The sequence below is a fragment of the Sinorhizobium glycinis genome (assembly GCF_001651865.1).
Classification (GTDB): domain Bacteria; phylum Pseudomonadota; class Alphaproteobacteria; order Rhizobiales; family Rhizobiaceae; genus Sinorhizobium; species Sinorhizobium glycinis.
In genome coordinates, this window is sequence record NZ_LPUX01000055.1 from 297,444 (window position 1) to 316,890 (window position 19,447).

16 protein-coding genes are annotated in these 19,447 nt (G+C 59.8%); 2 read left to right on the top strand and 14 right to left on the bottom strand.

All coding sequences use genetic code 11. From position 1 onward, the window contains the following. Positions 1–146 precede the first annotated feature (146 nt). Positions 147–1,001, top strand: a complete 855-nt coding sequence (locus tag AU381_RS12800) for a class I SAM-dependent methyltransferase (RefSeq protein ID WP_162273423.1) — start codon at positions 147–149, stop codon at positions 999–1,001. Between the two features lie 563 nt (positions 1,002–1,564). On the opposite strand, the gene AU381_RS12805 is transcribed toward AU381_RS12800, so the two are convergent. From AU381_RS12805 to AU381_RS12835, 8 genes are all read right to left on the bottom strand, one after another. Next, the gene (locus AU381_RS12805; protein ID WP_064242150.1) at positions 1,565–1,867 is read right to left on the bottom strand and encodes a hypothetical protein; all 303 of its coding nucleotides are present in this window, start codon (positions 1,865–1,867) and stop codon (positions 1,565–1,567) included. 110 nt (positions 1,868–1,977) lie between these two features. Further along, positions 1,978–2,229: a hypothetical protein gene (locus AU381_RS12810; protein ID WP_064242151.1), complete on the bottom strand. Its 252-nt coding sequence runs from the start codon at positions 2,227–2,229 to the stop codon at positions 1,978–1,980. A gap of 27 nt (positions 2,230–2,256) precedes the next feature. Beyond that, entirely contained in the window at positions 2,257–2,496 is a 240-nt protein-coding gene (locus tag AU381_RS29690; RefSeq protein WP_156528588.1) for a hypothetical protein, read from the bottom strand. 112 nt (positions 2,497–2,608) lie between these two features. Then, entirely contained in the window at positions 2,609–3,613 is a 1,005-nt protein-coding gene (locus AU381_RS12815; protein ID WP_064242152.1) for a nucleotidyltransferase family protein, read from the bottom strand. After that, positions 3,610–4,764 (bottom strand): PqqD family peptide modification chaperone, encoded by a 1,155-nt coding sequence (locus AU381_RS12820; protein WP_244520058.1) that lies wholly within the window; start codon positions 4,762–4,764, stop codon positions 3,610–3,612. Before AU381_RS12820 ends, AU381_RS12815 begins: the two co-directional genes overlap by 4 nt. A gap of 318 nt (positions 4,765–5,082) precedes the next feature. Continuing rightward, complete coding sequence (locus AU381_RS12825; RefSeq protein WP_162273424.1) at positions 5,083–6,531, bottom strand: undecaprenyl-phosphate glucose phosphotransferase; 1,449 nt, start codon at positions 6,529–6,531, stop codon at positions 5,083–5,085. 727 nt (positions 6,532–7,258) lie between these two features. Next, entirely contained in the window at positions 7,259–8,419 is a 1,161-nt protein-coding gene (locus tag AU381_RS12830) for a glycosyltransferase (protein ID WP_064242153.1), read from the bottom strand. Between the two features lie 37 nt (positions 8,420–8,456). Further along, on the bottom strand, positions 8,457–10,112 hold the full coding sequence (locus AU381_RS12835) for a GMC family oxidoreductase (protein ID WP_064242154.1): 1,656 nt from the start codon (positions 10,110–10,112) through the stop codon (positions 8,457–8,459). Positions 10,113–10,422: 310 nt separating this feature from the next. Between AU381_RS12835 and AU381_RS12845 the strand changes: the two genes are divergently transcribed. Further along, entirely contained in the window at positions 10,423–11,550 is a 1,128-nt protein-coding gene (locus AU381_RS12845; protein WP_156528589.1) for a hypothetical protein, read from the top strand. 40 nt (positions 11,551–11,590) lie between these two features. On the opposite strand, the gene AU381_RS12850 is transcribed toward AU381_RS12845, so the two are convergent. The 6 genes from AU381_RS12850 to AU381_RS12875 form a co-directional block, all read right to left on the bottom strand. Further along, entirely contained in the window at positions 11,591–11,995 is a 405-nt protein-coding gene (locus AU381_RS12850; protein ID WP_064242157.1) for a recombinase family protein, read from the bottom strand. Then, positions 11,992–13,122, bottom strand: coding sequence for a glycosyltransferase family 4 protein (locus AU381_RS12855; RefSeq protein WP_162273425.1), 1,131 nt, complete (start codon positions 13,120–13,122; stop codon positions 11,992–11,994). Before AU381_RS12855 ends, AU381_RS12850 begins: the two co-directional genes overlap by 4 nt. A 303-nt stretch (positions 13,123–13,425) precedes the next feature. Continuing rightward, on the bottom strand, positions 13,426–14,604 hold the full coding sequence (locus tag AU381_RS12860) for a glycosyltransferase family 4 protein (protein ID WP_064242159.1): 1,179 nt from the start codon (positions 14,602–14,604) through the stop codon (positions 13,426–13,428). A 22-nt stretch (positions 14,605–14,626) separates the two neighbouring features. Next, the gene (locus AU381_RS12865) at positions 14,627–15,925 is read right to left on the bottom strand and encodes a polysaccharide biosynthesis/export family protein (RefSeq protein ID WP_064242160.1); all 1,299 of its coding nucleotides are present in this window, start codon (positions 15,923–15,925) and stop codon (positions 14,627–14,629) included. 297 nt (positions 15,926–16,222) lie between these two features. Next, a complete protein-coding gene (locus AU381_RS12870; RefSeq protein ID WP_156528590.1) occupies positions 16,223–17,743 on the bottom strand; it encodes a hypothetical protein in 1,521 nt (506 codons plus the stop codon). Further along, positions 17,740–19,443: a GumC family protein gene (locus tag AU381_RS12875; RefSeq protein WP_162273427.1), complete on the bottom strand. Its 1,704-nt coding sequence runs from the start codon at positions 19,441–19,443 to the stop codon at positions 17,740–17,742. Before AU381_RS12875 ends, AU381_RS12870 begins: the two co-directional genes overlap by 4 nt. Positions 19,444–19,447: the final 4 nt, after the last annotated feature.

Consider the following 19,447-nt stretch of genomic DNA (forward strand, 5'->3'; position numbering starts at 1 on the left):
AAAGGGGAATTGCCCCGCCGTACGCACTCATGCCTTGATAGAATATTCATGTATGGAGGGAATGTCCCATGCCCAAGCCGTCCCCTATTGGCCATGGCTCTCCCGCTCGTGGCGAGCCGGTTCCTACGCATGCGTGGAGAATGCCGTTGAACATCCCGATCCGAAAGCTTCTCCGCCCCATCAAGCGCAGCCAGGCTGCGCGGATACTCGCCCTGCCTTATCGGGCCTATGTCGGCGGCCGATACATCGCGCCCGTCCTCGGGAATTATCTGCATTGGCTCGCGCGGTCACGCGAGCACACCAATTTCACCTACGAGCTGACAGCGGACAATCTGCTCTATCTCGCACACACGCTCAGCTTCGTCACAGCTGCGCCGCTTGCGGACGTGAAAAGGATCCTCTTGGAATTGGAGGAAGACGCCGAATTGCGTAATTCCATCGCTGACACGATTCGAAAGAGCGCCTATCGAGGCGTGTGCGATGCAAACATTTTCTACGGGCGGCGCGCAGCGTGGTACGCGGTAGTTCGCCTGATGAAGCCGCGTATTGTCGTCGAAACGGGTGTCGACAAAGGTCTCGGCTCGATTATTCTTTGTGCCGCGCTGCGCAGGAATAAGGCTTCCGGTAGCCCCGGCCATTATTACGGGACGGATATCAATCCCGAAGCCGGGTGGCTCTTGACGCCGCCCTATTCGGAGCATGGCGACATTCTGATCGGTGATTCTATAGAAACTCTAAAGACTTTCTCAGAAACAATAGATGTATTCATAAATGACAGCGACCATTCTTCATCTTACGAGAAGCTCGAATATGAGACAATATCGAATAAGATAAATGAACATTCCATCATTATAGGAGACAATTCCGGAGAGACAGACGAACTGGCGAAATTTGCCGAAAGCACCGAAAGACTGTTTCTCTTATTCAAAGAGAATCCGAAGAATCATTGGTTCGGCGGCGGTGGCGCTGGATTTTGTTTTTCTTCGAGGGCTTCGAATTGAAATCCGGAATCGGCGGGGTTTATGATTATGGACGGCCCCGCCCCTCTCCGGCGCGATCGGTCAGAATTGCTCTTGTTGCGAACGAGAGAGGAACGGACCGATGACTATTTTCGTGCTTGGAAATCGATCTCGGCAAGAAAGTGTGTAGCCTCGTTGGTTTGGGATGAGTCTGGCGCTGCGCGCCGGCGCCTTCACCGGGACGGCGTTGCGCACGTTGTCGGCAGGTTGTCGGCTTGCAGAGTTGCGATGGAAGCGTTGGGAGGGGACTCCGATCGACACGCCAGGCGTCCGGTTCCCGACAATCCGCGATGATCGTAAGGGGCGCGGCGCTCGATGCGAGCCTGCAAAGCCCATCAGCGCACCGGCGATGATGATACCGTTTCCTCGTCGAATGTCCCAAAGACGGGTGCAGAACGCGGCGCACGTATCGAAGACCGGCGCAAGGCCGCTGCGGTACACCCGCGCGGCAACGTCCTGATGCGCAGAACTATGAAGTAACCAGCCGGTAGCCTCCGCCGCCTTCGATCGACTGTCGTGTAGCGCGCCTCAATCCGGATGACACATCACCCGAGCTTGCGGGCAAGACGACCCAAGCGTAAGGCTTTCTTGCCCCCTGCTTTCTTGCCGCCTCCAGGCCATCCGGGCTTGCCCCATCCAGGCGTGCCCCATCCACCTCCGCCGTGCGAAGCCGCAATGGCTTGCGAATTCAAACTAGTGCCAAGCAACAGAGCAATGGATGGAGGTGTAACAACGGCAAACTGCCCCGCCTTCTTCAGAAATTCGCGGCGCGCCTGCTCTTCTTGGGTCAAATCATCCGTCTTTACTTCGATTTTCTTGGCGCTCTTCGCTTTCGTTTGTCTCTTCATCTAAAATACTCCAATCCCCAAGAATTTAACCGTTACATATCTTTAATTTATAAACCGTACCTTTCCCGGCAACAAGAGACTCTTCTGACCCATTAGGAAATTAAGTATTACTACACTTTTGATCCAAGATCGGCATCGAGGAGGATGCTCGCGGCGCGACGCCCCATGCCCAGCGGATTCCGCAGCGCCACGCCGTCGCCATGCAGCACACGCCACATGCCCCAGAGCGAATTGCCGACCGCGACGGCTGACAAGCTTTGGAGGCTCTCGATCAACCCGATGAAACGGCCGAAGCTCCAGGAGACCGACGTCTTGCGGGCGTCCCATTCCGTCGCGAGAGGACGCCACTTCGCAACAGCCAAGATTGGTGAGGCAGGCGCGGGCGGCTTCTACCGAGGCCATCCGGGCTTGCCCCATCCAGGCTTGCCCCATCCACGTCCGCCGTGCGACGCCGCAATGGCTTGCGAATTTAAACTAGTGCCAAGCAACAGAGCAATGGATGGAGGTGTAACAACGGCAAACTGCCCCGCCTTCTTCAGAAATTCGCGGCGCGCCTGCTCTTCTTGGGTCAAATCATCCGACTTTACTTCGATTTTCTTGGCGCCTTTCGCCTTCGTTTGTCTCTTCATCGAAAATACTCCAATCCCTCAAGAATTTTACCGTTACGCATCTTTAATTTATAAACAGCAACTTTCCCGGGAACAAGACACTCTTCTAACGCCATTTGAAAATTAAGTATTACTACACTTTTGATCCAAGATCGGCATCGAGGAGGATGCTGGCGGCGCGGCGCCCCATGCCCAGCGGATTCCGCAGCGCCACGCCATCGCCATGCAGCACACGCCACATGCCCCAGAGCGAATTGCCGACCAGGCGCAGCGGAACGCCGAGGAAGGGATGGTACAGGGGGAAGACGCGCCGCCAATGCTGAAAGCGAACCAATGGGCGCCGCACACATTGCGCCGGTACGCTGGCGCCAAAGAAGTGGCTTAATGCGAGGAGTTGAGTGTCAAACGCGTTCCTCGTGTGCCGATCGGGCAAGGATGCGCGCAATGCTGCCCAATCCAGCTCATGCTGTTTGGCTAGTCGTGCCAGATCATAGAGGTGGCGAAAGTCTGTTCTTCCGCGCCAGTAGTCCGCCTCCTTGACGAGATCATGCATGATCCAGTGGAGAGCCCGGGATTGCGGGGTGGGGATTCTGGCCCGAACGCCGCGGCGGCTGGCAAGCTTCGGAGGCTCCCGATCAATCCGATGAAACGGCCGAAGCTCCAGGAGACCGACGTCTTGCGGGCGTCCCATTCCGTCGCGAGAGGACGCCACTTCCGTATAGCCAAGATTGGTGAGGCAGGCGCGGGCGGCCTCTACCGAGCCTGTTTCCACAGCCAGGTCGAGATCGTTCATGATCCTGTCGGGAACCCTACCGCCAGACGAAAGAAACAAGGGAACGGCGCCTTTGAGCAAGACTGGAACAATGCCGCACTGGTTGAGCGCAACGACGGCTTCATTCAGCTGGCTGCGCAAGCGCAGATTACGCTCCCGATTGCAGTCGTAAATGAAGCGAAGATACTCGTGCACGTCTTCGGGGAGCCGGTCCGACTGCCCCGATTGGGTAAGAGAGGCAAACAACGCGGGAGTAAGCAGGGTGTGGTTGGCGAGGGCAATCAGCGCTTGCCAATCGGTTGTCACGACGAGATGGCCGCGTAGTCCCGCGATCAGTGCCTCGAGCGCACTTCGGGCGGGCTTCATTGGCACGCCGCCTCCAGCAGTTCTACCGCGTCATTCAAATTGGAATAAGTGAGGCAATAGCCATTTGCGGTTCGGAGGACCTGGCAAAGCGCGTCGAAGGCGGTGCTGCTGAGTTCTTGATTCGGCGCGGCGGCGCCGTTCACCAAGCCACCCAGGATGTCGGTCGCCGCAACCACCTGCAATGAAGGGTCGACATCCTGCGCACGACGGAGCAGAACCACCCAGTCAATGGGATGGGGAACGGGAGGGAGGGGATCGTCGGGCACAAGAAAACGAACGCGTCTGCGATCGGGACGTCGGTAAACCGGAGCCTTGCTGATTTCCGGGAAATATTCTCTTACAATTGGCCATGAACCCGATTTCACCGCAGGCGCAAAAGCAAGGCCGATAGCCTGTCCGGCCGAGTCGAGAAGTGTCACGTCGTCTGCCGCGAATCCAAATCCCGCGTGGACCAGCGCCAACGCCAACGTCGTCTTGCCGGAGCCAGGGTTGCCACAAAGGAGGAGCGTACGGCCATTCCTGTGCAGTGCCGCCGCATGGAGGGCTAGTTCATACTCACCGCACCGAAGCACTTCGGTCATCAGTTGCCCTTTGACCACTACCGGAATTTCGTCTCGACTGCAGGATACAACCCAGTGGCCATCCCGGAACAGGTGAACACGCTCTCCGCTTTCGACCAGATGGAATACCACGTCTACCCCCATGTCCCGGACCTCGAGATGCTGAAACGCGGTCGCGGCCGGAAAGGCGATAGAAGCCGGATACAGTATGGCCGCACACAGACCGGGAACGGCAACGATCTGGCGCAGGTAAGTTTCGGCGGGGGTCGGTGGAGAAAGAGGCTGGATCAGGCCGTGCCGTTCCCAGTCCTGGAGCGCCGCCTCGATGTAATTGCGCGCCTCTTGCGCGTCGACGCCGCGGGCAACCATTGCGTCCGAAACAGCCTCGACCGTCAGGCCTTCTTGAAGCAACCGCCAAATGTCCGCAGCGGTGTTATTCAGCGAAAAAACGGCCCCGCGCGACAAACTGAGCAGGATATTCTGCCCTCTGATGCTTGCAAGTCGACCTTGGGGCGCAAAGTCGACGGCAGCAAATTCCGCCAGGAGCGACCCAGGAGAGCGGCCAGTGTTTCGAGTTTGGTGCGAACTCACAGATGCGGCCATCCTCGTTTGAGTGGGGTCGGAGATGTTCGATTTGACAGGAAGGCGAGACGAGGGGGCCATCTTCATTCGAGCTTCAACCTCGGCTCATCCGTTGAACTGTCGCTGTGTCCAGCGCTGATCATCGCCTGCATTCGGCTGTTCTGTAACAACGTCTTTGGAATAGAGCCGGGCAGCTGATGGTACCGAACATCACCCAGAAGTCGTATTCAAGCGGAGGAACTGCTCCGTTTCTTCCGAGTGCCGCTTCGCGGCCCAGAAACCACGCTTCGAGGTTATTTGGCTTCGATCCGGATCGGCCGAGCTGGCCTAATAGGCGTTTCGCCCCGTCCAGACGCGCGGGATGGTCAGAAGCAGGATCTTAACGTCGAGCCAGATCGACCAGTTGTTGACGTACCACATATCGTGCTCGACACGCCTAATCATCATGTCGACCTGCGGTGTTGCGCCGCGCCAGCCATTGATTTGCGCCCAGCCGGTGATTCCCGGCTTTACTTTGTGCCGTGCTGTATAGAATGAGATGATCTGGCTGTATTCGCTGTCATGCGCCAGGGCATGCGGCCGCGGACCTATCAACGACATGTCGCCCTTCAGCACGTTCCAGAGCTGGGGAATCTCGTCGAGGCTGGTCCTTCTCAACAGGCGCCCAATGCGGGTGACGCGGGGATCGCCCCTGCAGGCCTGCGGGACGACGGCGCCGTCCTCCAGGATGGTCATCGTCCTGAACTTGTAGATCTTGAATGGCCGTCCGTTGAAACCGACACGACGTTGACAGAAGAGCACCGGCCCCTTGGATTCGAGTGCAACGAGCGCCGCTACAACGGCCAAAAGGGGGAGAATAAATGGAAGGGCGGCGGAGGTCAGCAAAAGGTCGAACAGCCGCTTCCTAAGCAGTTGGGATACCGTCAGGGGCGCGCGCTGCAGCTCTATCGCCCTCGTTCCTCCCACGTTGACGAACGGCCGTTTTAGAAGCGAGCTAACGATGTCGTCCGGGAGGAGCCTCACGGGTATCGGAACCATGCAAAGATGGCCCGTAATTTTTTCAATCAAAGATATGTCGGCCCAATTGGCAGCAAGGAGTATCTCGTCGACAGAACGCCAACGCACATGTTCGACGAGCTTATTCATGCACTCCAGAAACGCGGCCTCGCTGGAGGCCGGCGGCAACGTAATCGTTTGGCAGACGTCGGATCCAGATGCCTTGATTGCCTGGACCACGCTGCTTAACGAGCGCACATCTGACTGCGCGACGATCACCACTTGCGGTTTGGCAAGCACGTTCGATGTGGTCAAAGAGGCAAATAGCCGTTTCGCCCCAAGGCGCGCGAAGATGATGCCGCCCAGTCCCGCCACGAAGAAGAGCAAGACGGCTTCGCGCGAGAAGATGTCTCCCACTTTGAGTGTTAGCGCCACAACCGACAGACCAAGGAAGACCGCCGTCCAGATCAGCACCACCTCCTTGATCTGAGAGGCTGGCCACCGGGGCTCGGAACCCGGATAGAGGCCGCGCGCATGCGCGGACGTCGAAAAAAGCGCGGCGACAACGACACCGAGCCCGAAGTTGCGGCCGTACTCGCCGAAATGCCCGAAACTCACAAGATCGAACACCATTCCCGAGAGCATGCTGAGCAGCACGACGGACGTCGCCTCGAGAAGCGGAAACAACTGCAGAAGAACGCTGGCCTTGACAGGTACGTTCCAGCGCGGTGCGTTTGAGGTCGCGCCCGCGGTGGGGCGCTCTTCTTGAAGAAGTGCCATGGCGTTCCACTCGTTCAAAGCCGCATTCATCCACGCGACGACCGCCTCTTCGGCCGAAAAAAGCCGAAGTGCCCAGCGTCGCGTGGTACCCGTCGCCTGCGGTCACGAAGTTCGATTGTCGTCGCTGCAGTAGCACTCGGTTCTTCGAGTTCAGTCAGGATGGCAGCGACACTGTGCGAATCCAATTCGGCAAAAGCTCTAACCCCAAAGGGCAGAATCGAGGGCCATGCGGCTTTTCCCAGACCGTTTCCGGTGCCGATTTGCCCATCGGAGTACCTCGAAATAAAAGTGAGCACGCAACTGTTGACGTCTGCTGCTTTACGCGTCGCACTGGACGCAAGACTGGAGGACAGCTGGGCCAGTGGCTGATCAGCCGCTTCGAACGGTTTCGACCACTGAGGGGTATCCGAAACAGCATTTCGTTGAGCTGGGGGGTGACGATCGAGATGGCCGTGATGATCGGCGATAGTTGCCCCGAGCGGGTCGCGCGGCGAAGGCTCGACTGTCGTGAAGCGGCCGGTCGGTTCAGCCGGCTTGTCCGCCGATCTCGGCAAGGCACGCCAATCCACCGCTAAGGCACGTCGGGCCGATCGAACGAAACGTGCCCGAGACGATCGGCATCCAGGATGCCGGCGAGCGGACCCGCCGCTCTCGCTTTACGCAATCGTTTCTAAGAAGTCAGAGCGGGACACAGGCGTAAGGCCGCACAAACTTATCCTCATCCCGTCTAGGCGGGCGCCAATGCATCAGTGGCGATCTGTTGCAGCCGGGACTTGCGGAGGTGGAGTTGCGGGGTCGGCTCCATGCCGATCGTCGACAGGATGCGCTCCCACCGGTAAACCCAGTCGTGCATCTCGAGGCTGCGAACCGCGTTCGTCCGGCGCAGCAATTCGGTGCGTCGGGGGTTTGCATCCAGTTCGTTGATGACCTCGACGATACTGCCTGTGTCAGGGGGTACCTCGATCACAGCGTCCGGCCAGTCGAAATGCTCGCTGAATTCGGCACATTGCGGCGCGGACCCAAGTATGACGGCGCCGCCTGCGGCCCCTTCGAAAAGACGGGCAGGCAGCACCTGCTCGCCGGCAACCGTGCCGGATTTGGAGTTTGCAAGCGTCGCTGGACTGAAAGCCATGAAATATCGCGTGCGCCTGATGATGTTGGCGAGGAGCAACCGATGCTCGTACCAGTCCTTCACCCGTGAATCTGTGCTTGCGAGCGTGTCATAGAGATAGAAGAAGTCCCGCTCCTCGGCGAGCTTCAGAAGCTGTCGGTGTACTTTCGCAGCCCGGTTGCCGAACGAGTATACATCGACCACTCGCTCGACCGGTGACAGAAACGGCGTTGAAATGAGGCCGTCGACACCGGTGGCAAGGAAGGAACAGGGCGTGCGGGTATATTGGGTAAGTCTTGGTATGCACGCGCTATGCAACAGGAACACGTGGTCGAACTGGTCCAGAAGCTTCAGATACTGACGGTCCTGTTCGAGCGTGCTAGACCAAAGTTCGAATAGATACGCGACAGCAACCTTGCTGCGGCCGCGCCAGTCGTGCATTCGAGACAATTCCACGAGGCTCTGGGGGCTCCAGGCGACGAAGAAGAAAAGATCGTAGTCTTGAGTGAGCCGAACATGCTCGATTGTCGGCGCGTTCCTCAACCCTAACCCCTTGCGAACCGCGTTCGTCAGTCTGTTGAAGTCACGCTGGACGTTGTGAGGGTCGTGCTTTGGCAGGACGGCGTGAAAATGTCTTGTCAGGTAATTGTCGATGCCGGGGGCGATCAGGTCAGCATCCTCGCATTCCGCAACGATACGGCAAAACTCGTAAGCCAGAGCAAAGTGAGCCCGGTCCTTCGCATTGAATTCGGAGGCAACAAGTGTACGTCTCTTCAAGGAAACCTCTCCCGGCAGTTGTTGTTCGGAATTTAGACTACTCGGCCGCCGCCGGCGCGACCGGCCTCTCGCGCTCCAGTGCAGGGAGGGATTGCCGGCCAAGGATCATGTCTGCTGCCTTTTCCGCGATCATGAACACAGCGGCCGAGGTGTTGGCGGAGGGAACGGCCGGCATGATGGAAGCATCAACGACCCGCAAGCCCTGCAGGCCGTGGACCCGCAACTGATCGTCCACGACGGATTCGGCACCGTCGAATGGGCCCATCCGGCACGATCCGCACAAATGATAGGCCGTCAGCCCGATCTCTCGGGCAAACTGCAGACGTTCGGCGTCGTCGGCTATTTTTGGGCCGGGAAGCTCTTCCGTGCAGTTGTAGCGCCCTAGTTCCGGGGCGCGCAACAATTGCTGGACAGTCTTCATACTCTCGACGACGACCTGCTGGTCCTGGTCATCGTCGAGATAGTTCGGCTGGATGAGCGGAGCTTGGAACGGATCTGCCGAGGCGGCCCGCACATATCCGATGCTCTTCGGCCGCAGCTGATAGTAGCCGAGCTTAATGACCGGAAACCGCCTCGCGCGGTGGTCGGTATAATTGCCCAGAGCAAGGTCGAGCTGGATATCGGGGGTGGAGTGAAGATCCCGCGAGTTGACAAATCCATAGACAAGCGACGGGCTGACGGCGAGAAAGTTCGGGCGGCCCAGCACCCATTTGGCCGCCTCGCGCAGGAGGGCGGCGCCGTGTCCGCTAACCGTTTCAATTCCGTCCACCCGGGCAATCAGGTGAATCATGTAATGGTCCTGAACATTTTCACCGACACCGGGCAATTCGTGCACCACGGGTATTCCAAGCCTGGAGAGCATATCCGCAGCGCCGACGCCCGACAGCTGCAGCAGTTTCGGTGAGTTCGCGGCCCCGGCCGAGAGGATCACCTCGCTACGGGCTCTCGCCTCGCGCACGGGGTGTCCCGGCCCTCTCGCATACCGAACGCCGACGGCCCGCCTTCCCTCGAACAGGATGGCAGTGGCCTGCGCGTTCGTGCGGACGTCCAGGTTCTTCTTTTTGGCGATCGGCCGCAGGAAAGCCCGCGCGGCGCTCATGCGCCATCCTTTGTCGATATAGCGCTGGTAGTAGCCCACGCCGGCTTGGCTCGCCGCATTGTAGTCGGGATTGCGCGGGACGCCGGCATTGAGTGCAGCCTCGATGAATGCATCGCAGAGCGGATGTCGCCAATCGCAATCTGTAATCGGAAGCAGCCCATCCGTCCCGCGATAGAAGGGATCGCAGGTCCCGAGCCTGCGCTCGGTTCTTTTGAAATAGGGCAGCACGTCGGTGTAACCCCAGCCGCGATTGCCCTGGAGGGCCCACTCATCGAAGTCTGCAGCGGCGCCACGGTTGTAGTTCATCCCGTTGATTGCGGTCGAACCGCCCAATGTCTTGCCCTGCACCATCGGAATAGAACGGTTTGCCGTCCCCGGGCTTGGCTCCGTTTCGAACTGCCAGGCGTACTTCGGATTCGAGGATGTCTTGTAGATTCCCGCTGGAATGTGCAGAAGGATGTTGTTGTCGGACGGCCCTGCCTCGAGCAGACAGACCGTTTTGGTGCCGTCAGCCGCCAGTCGATTGGCTAAGATGCAGCCTCCCGCCCCTGCTCCGACGATCACATAATCAAAGACATCCGCCTCAACCGACATAGCTTCGCGCTCCGCTTATTGCCAGCTTCAGAGAATGGCAGGGAATCAGGCCGATGACACTTTGCCCATCCGTATTAAGCTAAGCCTTATGAGGGGCTTTCGGTTCGGGCTGAATGGAGAGATTGTATGCAGGCTCGTTTGGGAAACCTATGGCTGGCGCACAGGGAGATCGGATGCCTGAAGACAACTTTGCCGGAGAAGCCGCCGTGCCGAGAGGATGTGGGCGGGTTGCCAAGTTTCAGTTAGTCGGCCACCTCGACGCATCCGCACAGGCAGAGGCGACGCCGAACGCCTCGGATGGATAGCTGCGATGTCGCGCAACCGGCGGCATTTTGAATCCGGATGGCGGGAATGCCGCCTGCCGCATCGCATCCGTGAAGTCGCGCATCTTGATCGACGACATCTCCTCGCCGGTCTGCTGGCGCTGACTGGCGCGGGCGTCATCGGCCCAGCGGTGCATCCAGCCAGCGCTCAATCGAGCGGCGGCAAGGGGCTAGCCACCTCCCTGCGCCCAAGCGGACCCGTGACGTCGCGCAAGGATGGGCAGGTTATCGAGAATCTCGATATTTATTCCCCCCACGGCAACGGAATCATGGTCCTCCATAAAGGCGTCATTGTCCGCAACTGCCGCATTCGTCACGGCTTGGGCAGCGGGGTATTCGCCCAGGGAGCCGCGGGGATACTCCTCGAGGACCTTGAGGTCGATCATGTCGGCGCTCCCCCCGCGGGGGCGGGACCGAGCGAGAACTACATTAACATACAGCTGGAAAGCTGCCCGGACGCAATTCTCACCCGTGTCAAGGCGTCCCGCGGAGCCTCCAATGTCTATGTCGTCAACAGTCCGGGCACCCGGATGAGCCTCCTCGAACTCCACGACGCCCGCGGGCCGTTTCCGCGTGGACAGAATGTGCAATTCAACCGCTCCCCGGATTCGAGCCTGGAAGAATTTTCGGCCGAGAACGGTCCCACTTCCTGGACCGAAGACAACATCTCCGTCTTTTGCTCGGATCGCTGTATGGTTCGGCGTGGACTTGTCTTCTATAACAACAGCCCGACCGGCGCTGGCGTCATGCTGGAGGGAAGTTTCGATTGCCTTGTCGAAGACGTCGACACCGTTCAACAGGGCAACGGCGCATTCTCGGCTGTCCCGCAGGGTGATGTGGGCAGTGGCGGATGCTCGTTCATCCGCTGCCGGAGCCGGGACACTTACAATGAGCCAAGGGACGGCAGGGACGCCCCAACCTCCAACGGACTGTCCTTCTATACCCGGATATCGGAAGGGGCTGAAAAGCACACCGTTAGGGACTGCTGCGTCTACGCGCTTGCCAATCCCCGCAACATCATCTGGCAAAGGGCCGCCGTGCATGCCGGGTGGTCCATCAGGCGCAGGGCGTTTGAGCCCAGGCTGCCATTGCGGCTGGCCTTCAACTGGCAGTAAGCGGGAGGGCGCGCCGGGGCCTTTGCTTTCGATTGTGCCTCTACCGACGACCACGCCTAAAGAGAAACAGGTCTGCCAGCATCGACCGCGCCGGGGACATCCCAAGCGTCCACAGCGGCGCTGATGCGAGAATCATGCGTCCCGTCGTCGTGCTGGTATCGATAGGTGTGTCGACGATGCGAAGACCGACATCCTTGCTGCCAAGCCTGTCGATGAGCGCCAGCACTTGCCGAGTCGTGCGCGCAACGCGGTAGGGCTTCGTGACGGCGATCACGTCGCCCTTGCTGGCACTGGCGATCGCCCTCTCCAGTTCCGGCGTCGAGCCGAACATCCCAGACCTCTCGCAGAAGAAGTTCTCCGCTCCGCACCGGGCAAGATAAAGCTTTTGCGCCTCCAGACTTGCGGCAGGTTCGAAGGTATTGATACGGCAGTACCCGATGATCATAGCATTGCCCCAGCTGTAACAAGCGTTTGCAAAACAGGAAGCGGGACAGCCGACAAAGCGGCTGACGATCTGCGAGCAGGAACGCGCCGCGGTTCGTCAGTCCCTTTGGGCTCGGAGGTACCCGCAAGCTCCAGATATTGCTTTGCCACTCTATCGGCATCGAAATGTCTGACCCTCTGCCGGGCGCCCGCCGACAAACGCAACCAAAGGTCATCATCATCCAGGACCGACTTCAGTGTTGCGGCCATCGCCTCCGCCTGTGGTTCGGCCACCACCCCATTCACGCCATCCGCGAGCACATCCCGGCTAAGCCTTGAGGAACCGACGATGGGCGTACCGGTGGCGATTGCCTCCATCACCGTTGCCGAGGCGACGGGAACCGTATAGCGCGTGGGGAAAGCGGCGACGCGAACGCGGCTGTGCAGGTCACGAACGCGTGCTCCCGTTGTCATGCCGAGAAGGACCACGCGCCCCTTGATCGGTTCAGGAAGAGCCTCGACCGCCTCCTCCACCGGTCTAGTGACGTCACCCGTCACGTAGAGCCGTACGGAGGGATCGTTGAGGGCTCCGAATGCACCGATCGTAGCCTCCGGCACCTTGTAGGGCGAGGTGCCGGCATGGAGGATTGCCCGCTCGCGACTTGCCAGTCCACGACACGCATAGGACTGTTGATCGATGCATTTGGGAATTCTGAGAATTTGGTCCCCCGGCAGCCCAAGGTCCCGCACAAGTTCTTCTTGAAGCTCGGTCGTCGAGGCAACGACGTAATGGCAGCGCCGCATGCTCATGCGTCGAATGGCTCGCCAGACGGCCGCAAGCGCCCCCTGCCGCCGCTCGAGATCGTGAACGATCTGGACAACCGTGCCCTGTAGCGGAAGCGGCACCGCCTCGCTGTGGATGACAAGGTCCGGACGAAACCGGTTGATGATGCCCATCGCCCGTAGCCACGCCGCGACCGAAGCCGGCCCGCTCAAAGGCGTCCGGCTCAATCCGATTATCGGCAGCTCGGTGCGAGGCGAAAGTAGCCGCTGAAATTTTTCACGACTTTCGAAGGCACCGACTACGATCTGCACCCGGTGCCCCAACTCCAGCATCGCCTGGGCAAGTGCAACAATGAAGATGCTCACACCGTCAGGCGAATCCAATGGTTCGCGCCGGGTCAAGACAATACGCATCGGACCAAACCGTCACAGAGGCACCGGCACGCGGCCAGCCGTCGCACCCGTGGCCTTATCAACAATGGAAATAATGCGGGCGTCACGAGTTCCATACGCCGCACGGAACCTTCTCCGAGAACACGAAACGGTAGGATCGGTCCTGGGGACCGATTGATCAACGACAAATAGGGAGTACCCCCCACCGTGGGCATGCCGTGCCACGCAGCGGCCGGCTCCGCCGGCGCCACGGCTCCGGGCTAGCCTCCATCGCTCTCACGACGCTGCCACGAAGGCTCGGACCGGGCGCCTGACCAGGGATTCATAGATGGGCATTAGCCGATTGAAGTTTGCTTCGGGCGTGTACTGCTGCTGGTAGGCGGTAAAGGCGCAGTCTGCCAATCCCTCCAGGGCGGATCGGTTCGAAAGCGCCCAGCGCACCCGATCGGCTAGCGCGGCGGCATTGCCGGCAGGAACAACAAAGCCGGTGACGTCTGGTTCCACGACCCCTTTGATCCATGGTAGATCCGAGCAGATGACCGGCAGCCGGCTTGCGAAGGCCTCGATGACGGTCATTGGAAACAATTCCGTCCCTTTCGACGGAAAAAGCAGGAATGCTGCGGACTGCATCTCCCTCAGCACCGTTTCGCGCGGCTGGCGCCCGAGATACTCTACGCGCCCGCCGGCGGATTTGACGAGCGGTGCCAAGGGTCCGTCGCCGATGATCCGCAGCGGATAGTCGATCTCCTTCCACGCGTCGAGCAACGTCGCGACCCCCTTATGGTGCTCATCGAGCCGACCGACGAACAGCCCTCCGTTGCGACGAAGCGTACCGAGGGCCGGAGGCCCGGCGACCGCGTTCGGCTTGACGACAATGCGTTCGGCCGGCAAGCCGCCTTCCACAAGCTTGCGCTTGGCCCAGTCGGTAAGGGCAATGAAGCGGTCAACCTTGCGGGACCAGGTGCCGGCTCTCTTGTGAAACTCGACCATTGCGGCAAGGGCAAGCGTGCCCGGCAGGGAATTCCTGTAGACTTTCTTGGGAACGGTCCACCAGCAGGGGTGCTGGAGACTTCGCTCCCGAAGTTTCTCATCGGGATAAAGCAATGCGCTCGGGCAGAGAATTCTGAAATTATGCAAGGTCATTACTGACGGCACGCCGGCCTCCCGGCACGCATCCAGAATCGAAGGGCTCAGGAGAGGAAAGAAATTATGAATATGGACGACATCCGGTGAATATTCCGCCAATTTTCGGGACAGGGCACGCCGTGAGAGGGGGTTGTAGACAACCCCCAAGGCGGTCGAAATCCTTCGCGAGACCTGCACGATATCGTCATTCGTGGCGGAGAACAGCTCGACGTCGACCCCGTTCTGCCTGAGGCAGGCGAGTTCCTCCCGAACCACGCTGTCCTCTCCGCTCCTTATCTGATAAAAATTATGAACCAGCAAAACGCGCATCCGAGGCCGCACCTTCTAAACCTCAGTTGGCCACGGCTGGGGCCGGTGGCGACGACGCAACGGCCCGGGTAAAGTCCGGTTTGGGCAAAACGACCTCAACCACGTCACCGGGCGCGAGCCCCAGATCTTCGCTGCCGGGGAGCATCTCGGATCCCTGCTCTCGCTGTCTGTGGACCTTTATTTCGGGCCGATCCGTTACTGCCAGCAAAGTGGCTTGGGATTGACCCGTGAGCGCCAGCTTCTGGGCGGTCCCCTCAAGACGTGCCGAGACCTGTGCAAGGTTCATATAGGCCTCCTGCAGGTCCCGCCAGGCAGCGATCTGTCGTTCACTGTCAATCTTGTTCAACTGCCGGATGTATTCGCCGCGCTGGCGCTCGATGTTCGACGCCTGGACGATTGTGTCGAGGAGCTGGGTTGATGACAGAAGCATAGCTCGACGGGCTTCAGCCAGGCGCGTGGTCGGCGCCAAACCTTTCTGAAACAGCTCCCTGACGCTCTCGTAGTCGCCTGCATCTGCCTGGTTTCCTTCTTCATCCCTCTTCTTCTTTTCAGCGAGGAGCTTCAGTTGCCGGTTCGTCTCCTCGACTGCCTTGCGCAGAAGCGCCTTGTCTTTTTCACTGTCTGCCAGACGAGCCTCGATATGCGCAGTTGCCGTTTCCTTCAGTCGCGCGGCAAGCGCGTCAGGCACCGGCACGTTCCCAACCTGTTCGACATCCTCGCCGAGCTCGGTGCGAAGGCGCCAGATTCGTGCCTGTTCCGTTGCGAACTGCGCCCAAAGGGCCTGATACTCGGAACGGAAATCGGCCGCTTCCACGAGTGGATTTGCGACACGCATCTGGGCAACGCTGTAGCCCCCCGCGACCGCCACGGCGTGCCGGACGGTCATACTGGGCCGAAATACGTATTCGCCGGGCCTGGTCACATCACCAAAAACATAGATGGGGCGGTATTCGGCCACCGATACGACGACCTGGTCGACCTGGACCAGGTGTGAGATTTCGCTTCCGTCCGCGGTCGCCTGCCGATACTGCTTGTTAGCGAGACCGCCGGCGAGCATTTCCTGTGCTTCGTCGACAGAAAGGCCGCTGACCCGGACCTCGCCGACGAGCGGCAAGTTCACTTCGCCGTCCACTCCGATCAGCAATCGCTGCCTGAAATCCGGAATACCGGTGACGGAGACTTCCAGCGTATCACCAGGCTGCAGCTTATATTCGGCAAGTGCCGATGTCGGCAGCAGGGCCAGGGCGCCAGCGATCGGAACAAGACAGGGCGAAGCCGTGACCAGCGACAGCGCCGACAACAAGGATTTCAAGAGCTTCATGGGGGCCCCCCGACGGCTTGCCCGGCATGCTCCCGGCGGCTTGGCATTGGATTGCCCGCCGCCGGCGAACCCGCACGTTCCAGGGCCACATGCTACCAGAAGAAGCACGGCCGAGAGCGGCGCTAATGGCTGGGGCGCCGGTTCTTCCGGGGCACTCCTCCTGGAGGCGCTGAGGTTCTCTGCCCGCTTGTGACAGATACCGGCGGTGCCTCCTTGTCCCCCTCAGGGTCCGGCAGGCGTTCAGCCGGATTGGCGTGCAGGTCTGAGAGGCCATCCGCCGGCGCTCACTCGCATCGATCAGCCCGGCCCCTGTAGAGCGGATACGTCAGCCGGCGGCTCTTGCGCCTCACGTGCTTCAAAATCGGCTTTAGGCATTTTGGAAATTCCCTCCAAAGCCGGCACAGCGCGCTCCTCTTCAACCGAGCCCGGCAGATCGCCGGTCGCGGGCGCGCCGCATTCGCGTTCGGACAGATGCGCGACCAGCGGAATACGGCTTCGAAGGGGTCTGGCCGGGACGGATTCCACGGACTCGGCCCGAGCGCTGGCGCGCAGTGCGATCAGGTAGCCGTATACGAAAGCTATCCCAACGATCTGTATAGGGCTCTCGAGGGCTGGATTGACGAACATCGCGAGGAAAATGATCACGAAGAGCGCCGACGCATGGTCTCTGACGCCGCGCGGCAATCTGGGTGGCGGGAACGCCGCCGATATAGCAGACACAATCAAGACGAATCCAATGACTCCCGTCCGCAACATGGATTGAAAGAACGAATTGTGAATTCCAACTGAGAGTATCTCGAGCAGCCTGGCGTGCGTTATGTTCCTGATGTCAGGAAGAAAGGTGAAATCCGCGAAACCCGGGAACTCATATCGCCACTGGACCGACTCTTTTCCAAATCCGATGCCAATGCCGTATGTATCCGCCACGGATGCGAGGGTGTCCGAAATGAAGACGAGGCGGATCCCGGAGTTCGCGTCCAGAGTCAGGGTTTGAGGTATGAAGTTCAGTCCGACGGCATAGGCGGCGACCATTGTCGTAACCAGACATATGGCCACCAATCGACCAGGAATGCCAACCAGCATGGCGATTATCGTGACCGCAAGCACCCTGAACTGAGCGAAGGGGCTCACGAGGGCAATCCCCAGTATGAGCAAAAGGCCGCCGTACCGGCGCCAGTCATTCGTCAGAAAAACAGCACCCGCTATGAAGAACATGGCGGTGACAATATTGTTGATGAAAGAACCATAAAGGTACAGAACGGCGGATGCCGGAGCTGCACCTTGATATTGCACGCCCTGCTGAAACATCACCGCGGGCCCGACAACAAGAGACAGGAACAGGAAAACCGGCGCACTGAAAAAGGGGGTACCCCCTATAAGCCTCCGGCGAAAATAAGCCTTGGATGCCCACGCGACGGAGAAGAAGCCTACCGTTGGGACGAGTTGCCTTATGACCGCTTCTTGGAGGAAGTGAACCTGCCAGGAGTCCGGCATGAGCCGATACCTGGACAGCAGGGCAATGAACACGCAGAAAGCGGTGTAGATCGCCAGCAGACGAGGCGGGGCGGTCTGCCGCAGAACGGCATAGGCCAGGCAAACACCGACCGGGACGACGACGAAGAGGGGACCGATCAGGCGCAGCGATATCCCGAGCGCGCAGGCCAGCCAAATGCCGGGGAGAAACAGGATGTAGTCGAGCACGTCGGGGGAAGGACTGCGACCAAGATGCAAGCCGACCGGTGGGGGTGGCGGTTCGCGTGGCTTCCCGCGATCAGTGCGGCGGCGCTGCCGACCGGAGCGTGACGCACGGTGGATCATGCCCCCATCCTGTTCACAATGATCGCCGCGACCTTCTCTGCGGGAATGATGTGCAGGATCGCTTCGAGATGATCGGAGGAAGTGCGCCGCGCCTTCAGCACCACGACGACCGCGCTGATGACATCCATCGCCGCTTCCAGATCGGCGGTAAGGTCGGTGCTCTGAAAATCAACCACGACACAATCGTATTCTTGCTGCAGGCGCTGGAGCGCGGCGGTGATTGAGAGTGAGGCATTAAGTTCGGACGTCGGCGCCGTGGGCCTGAGTACGAGGCATTCCAACCCATTGTGATCCGTGGGAATGGTGGCAAACGCCCTGGCGAGCTTGCGACCCGGGTCCGCGTTCAGCATCGGCTTGCCGGCCAAGGGCTTTTGCCAATTGGCGTCGACGAGCAGCGTCTTTTGCCCGGTCTCCGCGACGACCCTTGCGAGATGAACCGCAACCGTGGAGCTTCCGGATCTGGCTACGGGCGACGCGACACCGATGACAAATCCGCGCTGATGACCTTGTACTCCGGGCATCCGGGCGGCGACTTTGCTCATCGTACTGTGGAGCGCAGGCGAGTCGTTTGAGTAGATGGGCTGCAAGCACTGCTCGCTGGGTTCCAGGACAATCCACTCGCTGCGAGATATTCGGGGGATCTCCGCAATCCGGTCAAGACCGGTCGACCTGCGTACATCCTCCGCCGTTTCCAGGGAGCGGTCCGTCGCTTCCCGGATCAATGCATGGCCGAAGCCGGCAACACCACCAGCGATGATCGAGACTGCCACCACCAGAATCATTGGGGGCCAACTGCGCCGATGAGGCGGTTCGGCTGCCGTAATGACCCTTGCGGTCGGAATGAGTGACGACGCGCTCGAGTCCGAATGGGCTCGCTGCAGAAGGGCATTGTACAGGGAGCGATAAACCTCGGCCGTACTCTGCTGCTCGCGGAAACGGGCTCTTGTGTTCTCGGCGGTCTGAGGGTCCGACGGGAGTTTCTTCAGTGCCTCGGTGGCAAAGGCCTTGTCCCGGAGTTCCGTCAGGCGCTGTTGCAAGTCCAATGCTGCTTCCGCGCGCGCCGACAGCCTGAGTTCGCGCTGATTTTCGATGTAGCTGCCGGCGATTGCATTCGCGAGCTCGGCCGAGAAGTAAGGATCCTGCGAGGTGAAGCCGATCTCGACAGCATTGGAGAAACCCAGCTGACGAACGGAAAGTCCGTACCTCAGGCGGATCGTCGCCTCATGGCGGAGATTGGGCTCGACCGTTGGCAGTTCGGTGCCGAAAAGAGATGCCAGTCGGCTGCGCACATAGCCGGTGACCCGCTCCCGTAAGCCCTCATCCGTCCGCATAAATTCTTCGTCTTCCAAAAGCCCGGTACGGTCAACGGCGCGCCCCACCACTTCGTCCGACTGAATTACCTGGATCTGGTTATCGACATGGGCCCGCGCATCCGCAATCTCAACTTCGTCAGCCTGCAGAGGGGGCGGAGATGAAAGCAGGATCGTCGCGTAGGCCGTGTAAAGTCCGGGCGAAAGGATCGCAAATACTCCGCCGAGACCGAGGCTCACGGCCATCCAGAAGAGGCAGATGCGCCAACTCCGTCGACTAAATCTTATGATGTCTTCCACGGACAGCGTGTCGCGATCCTTTGGGGGGGGGAAGGCCGGCTCGTGAGGCGACCCGGGCGACGGAACCACGAAGTGATCGGTGGCGAGCATATTG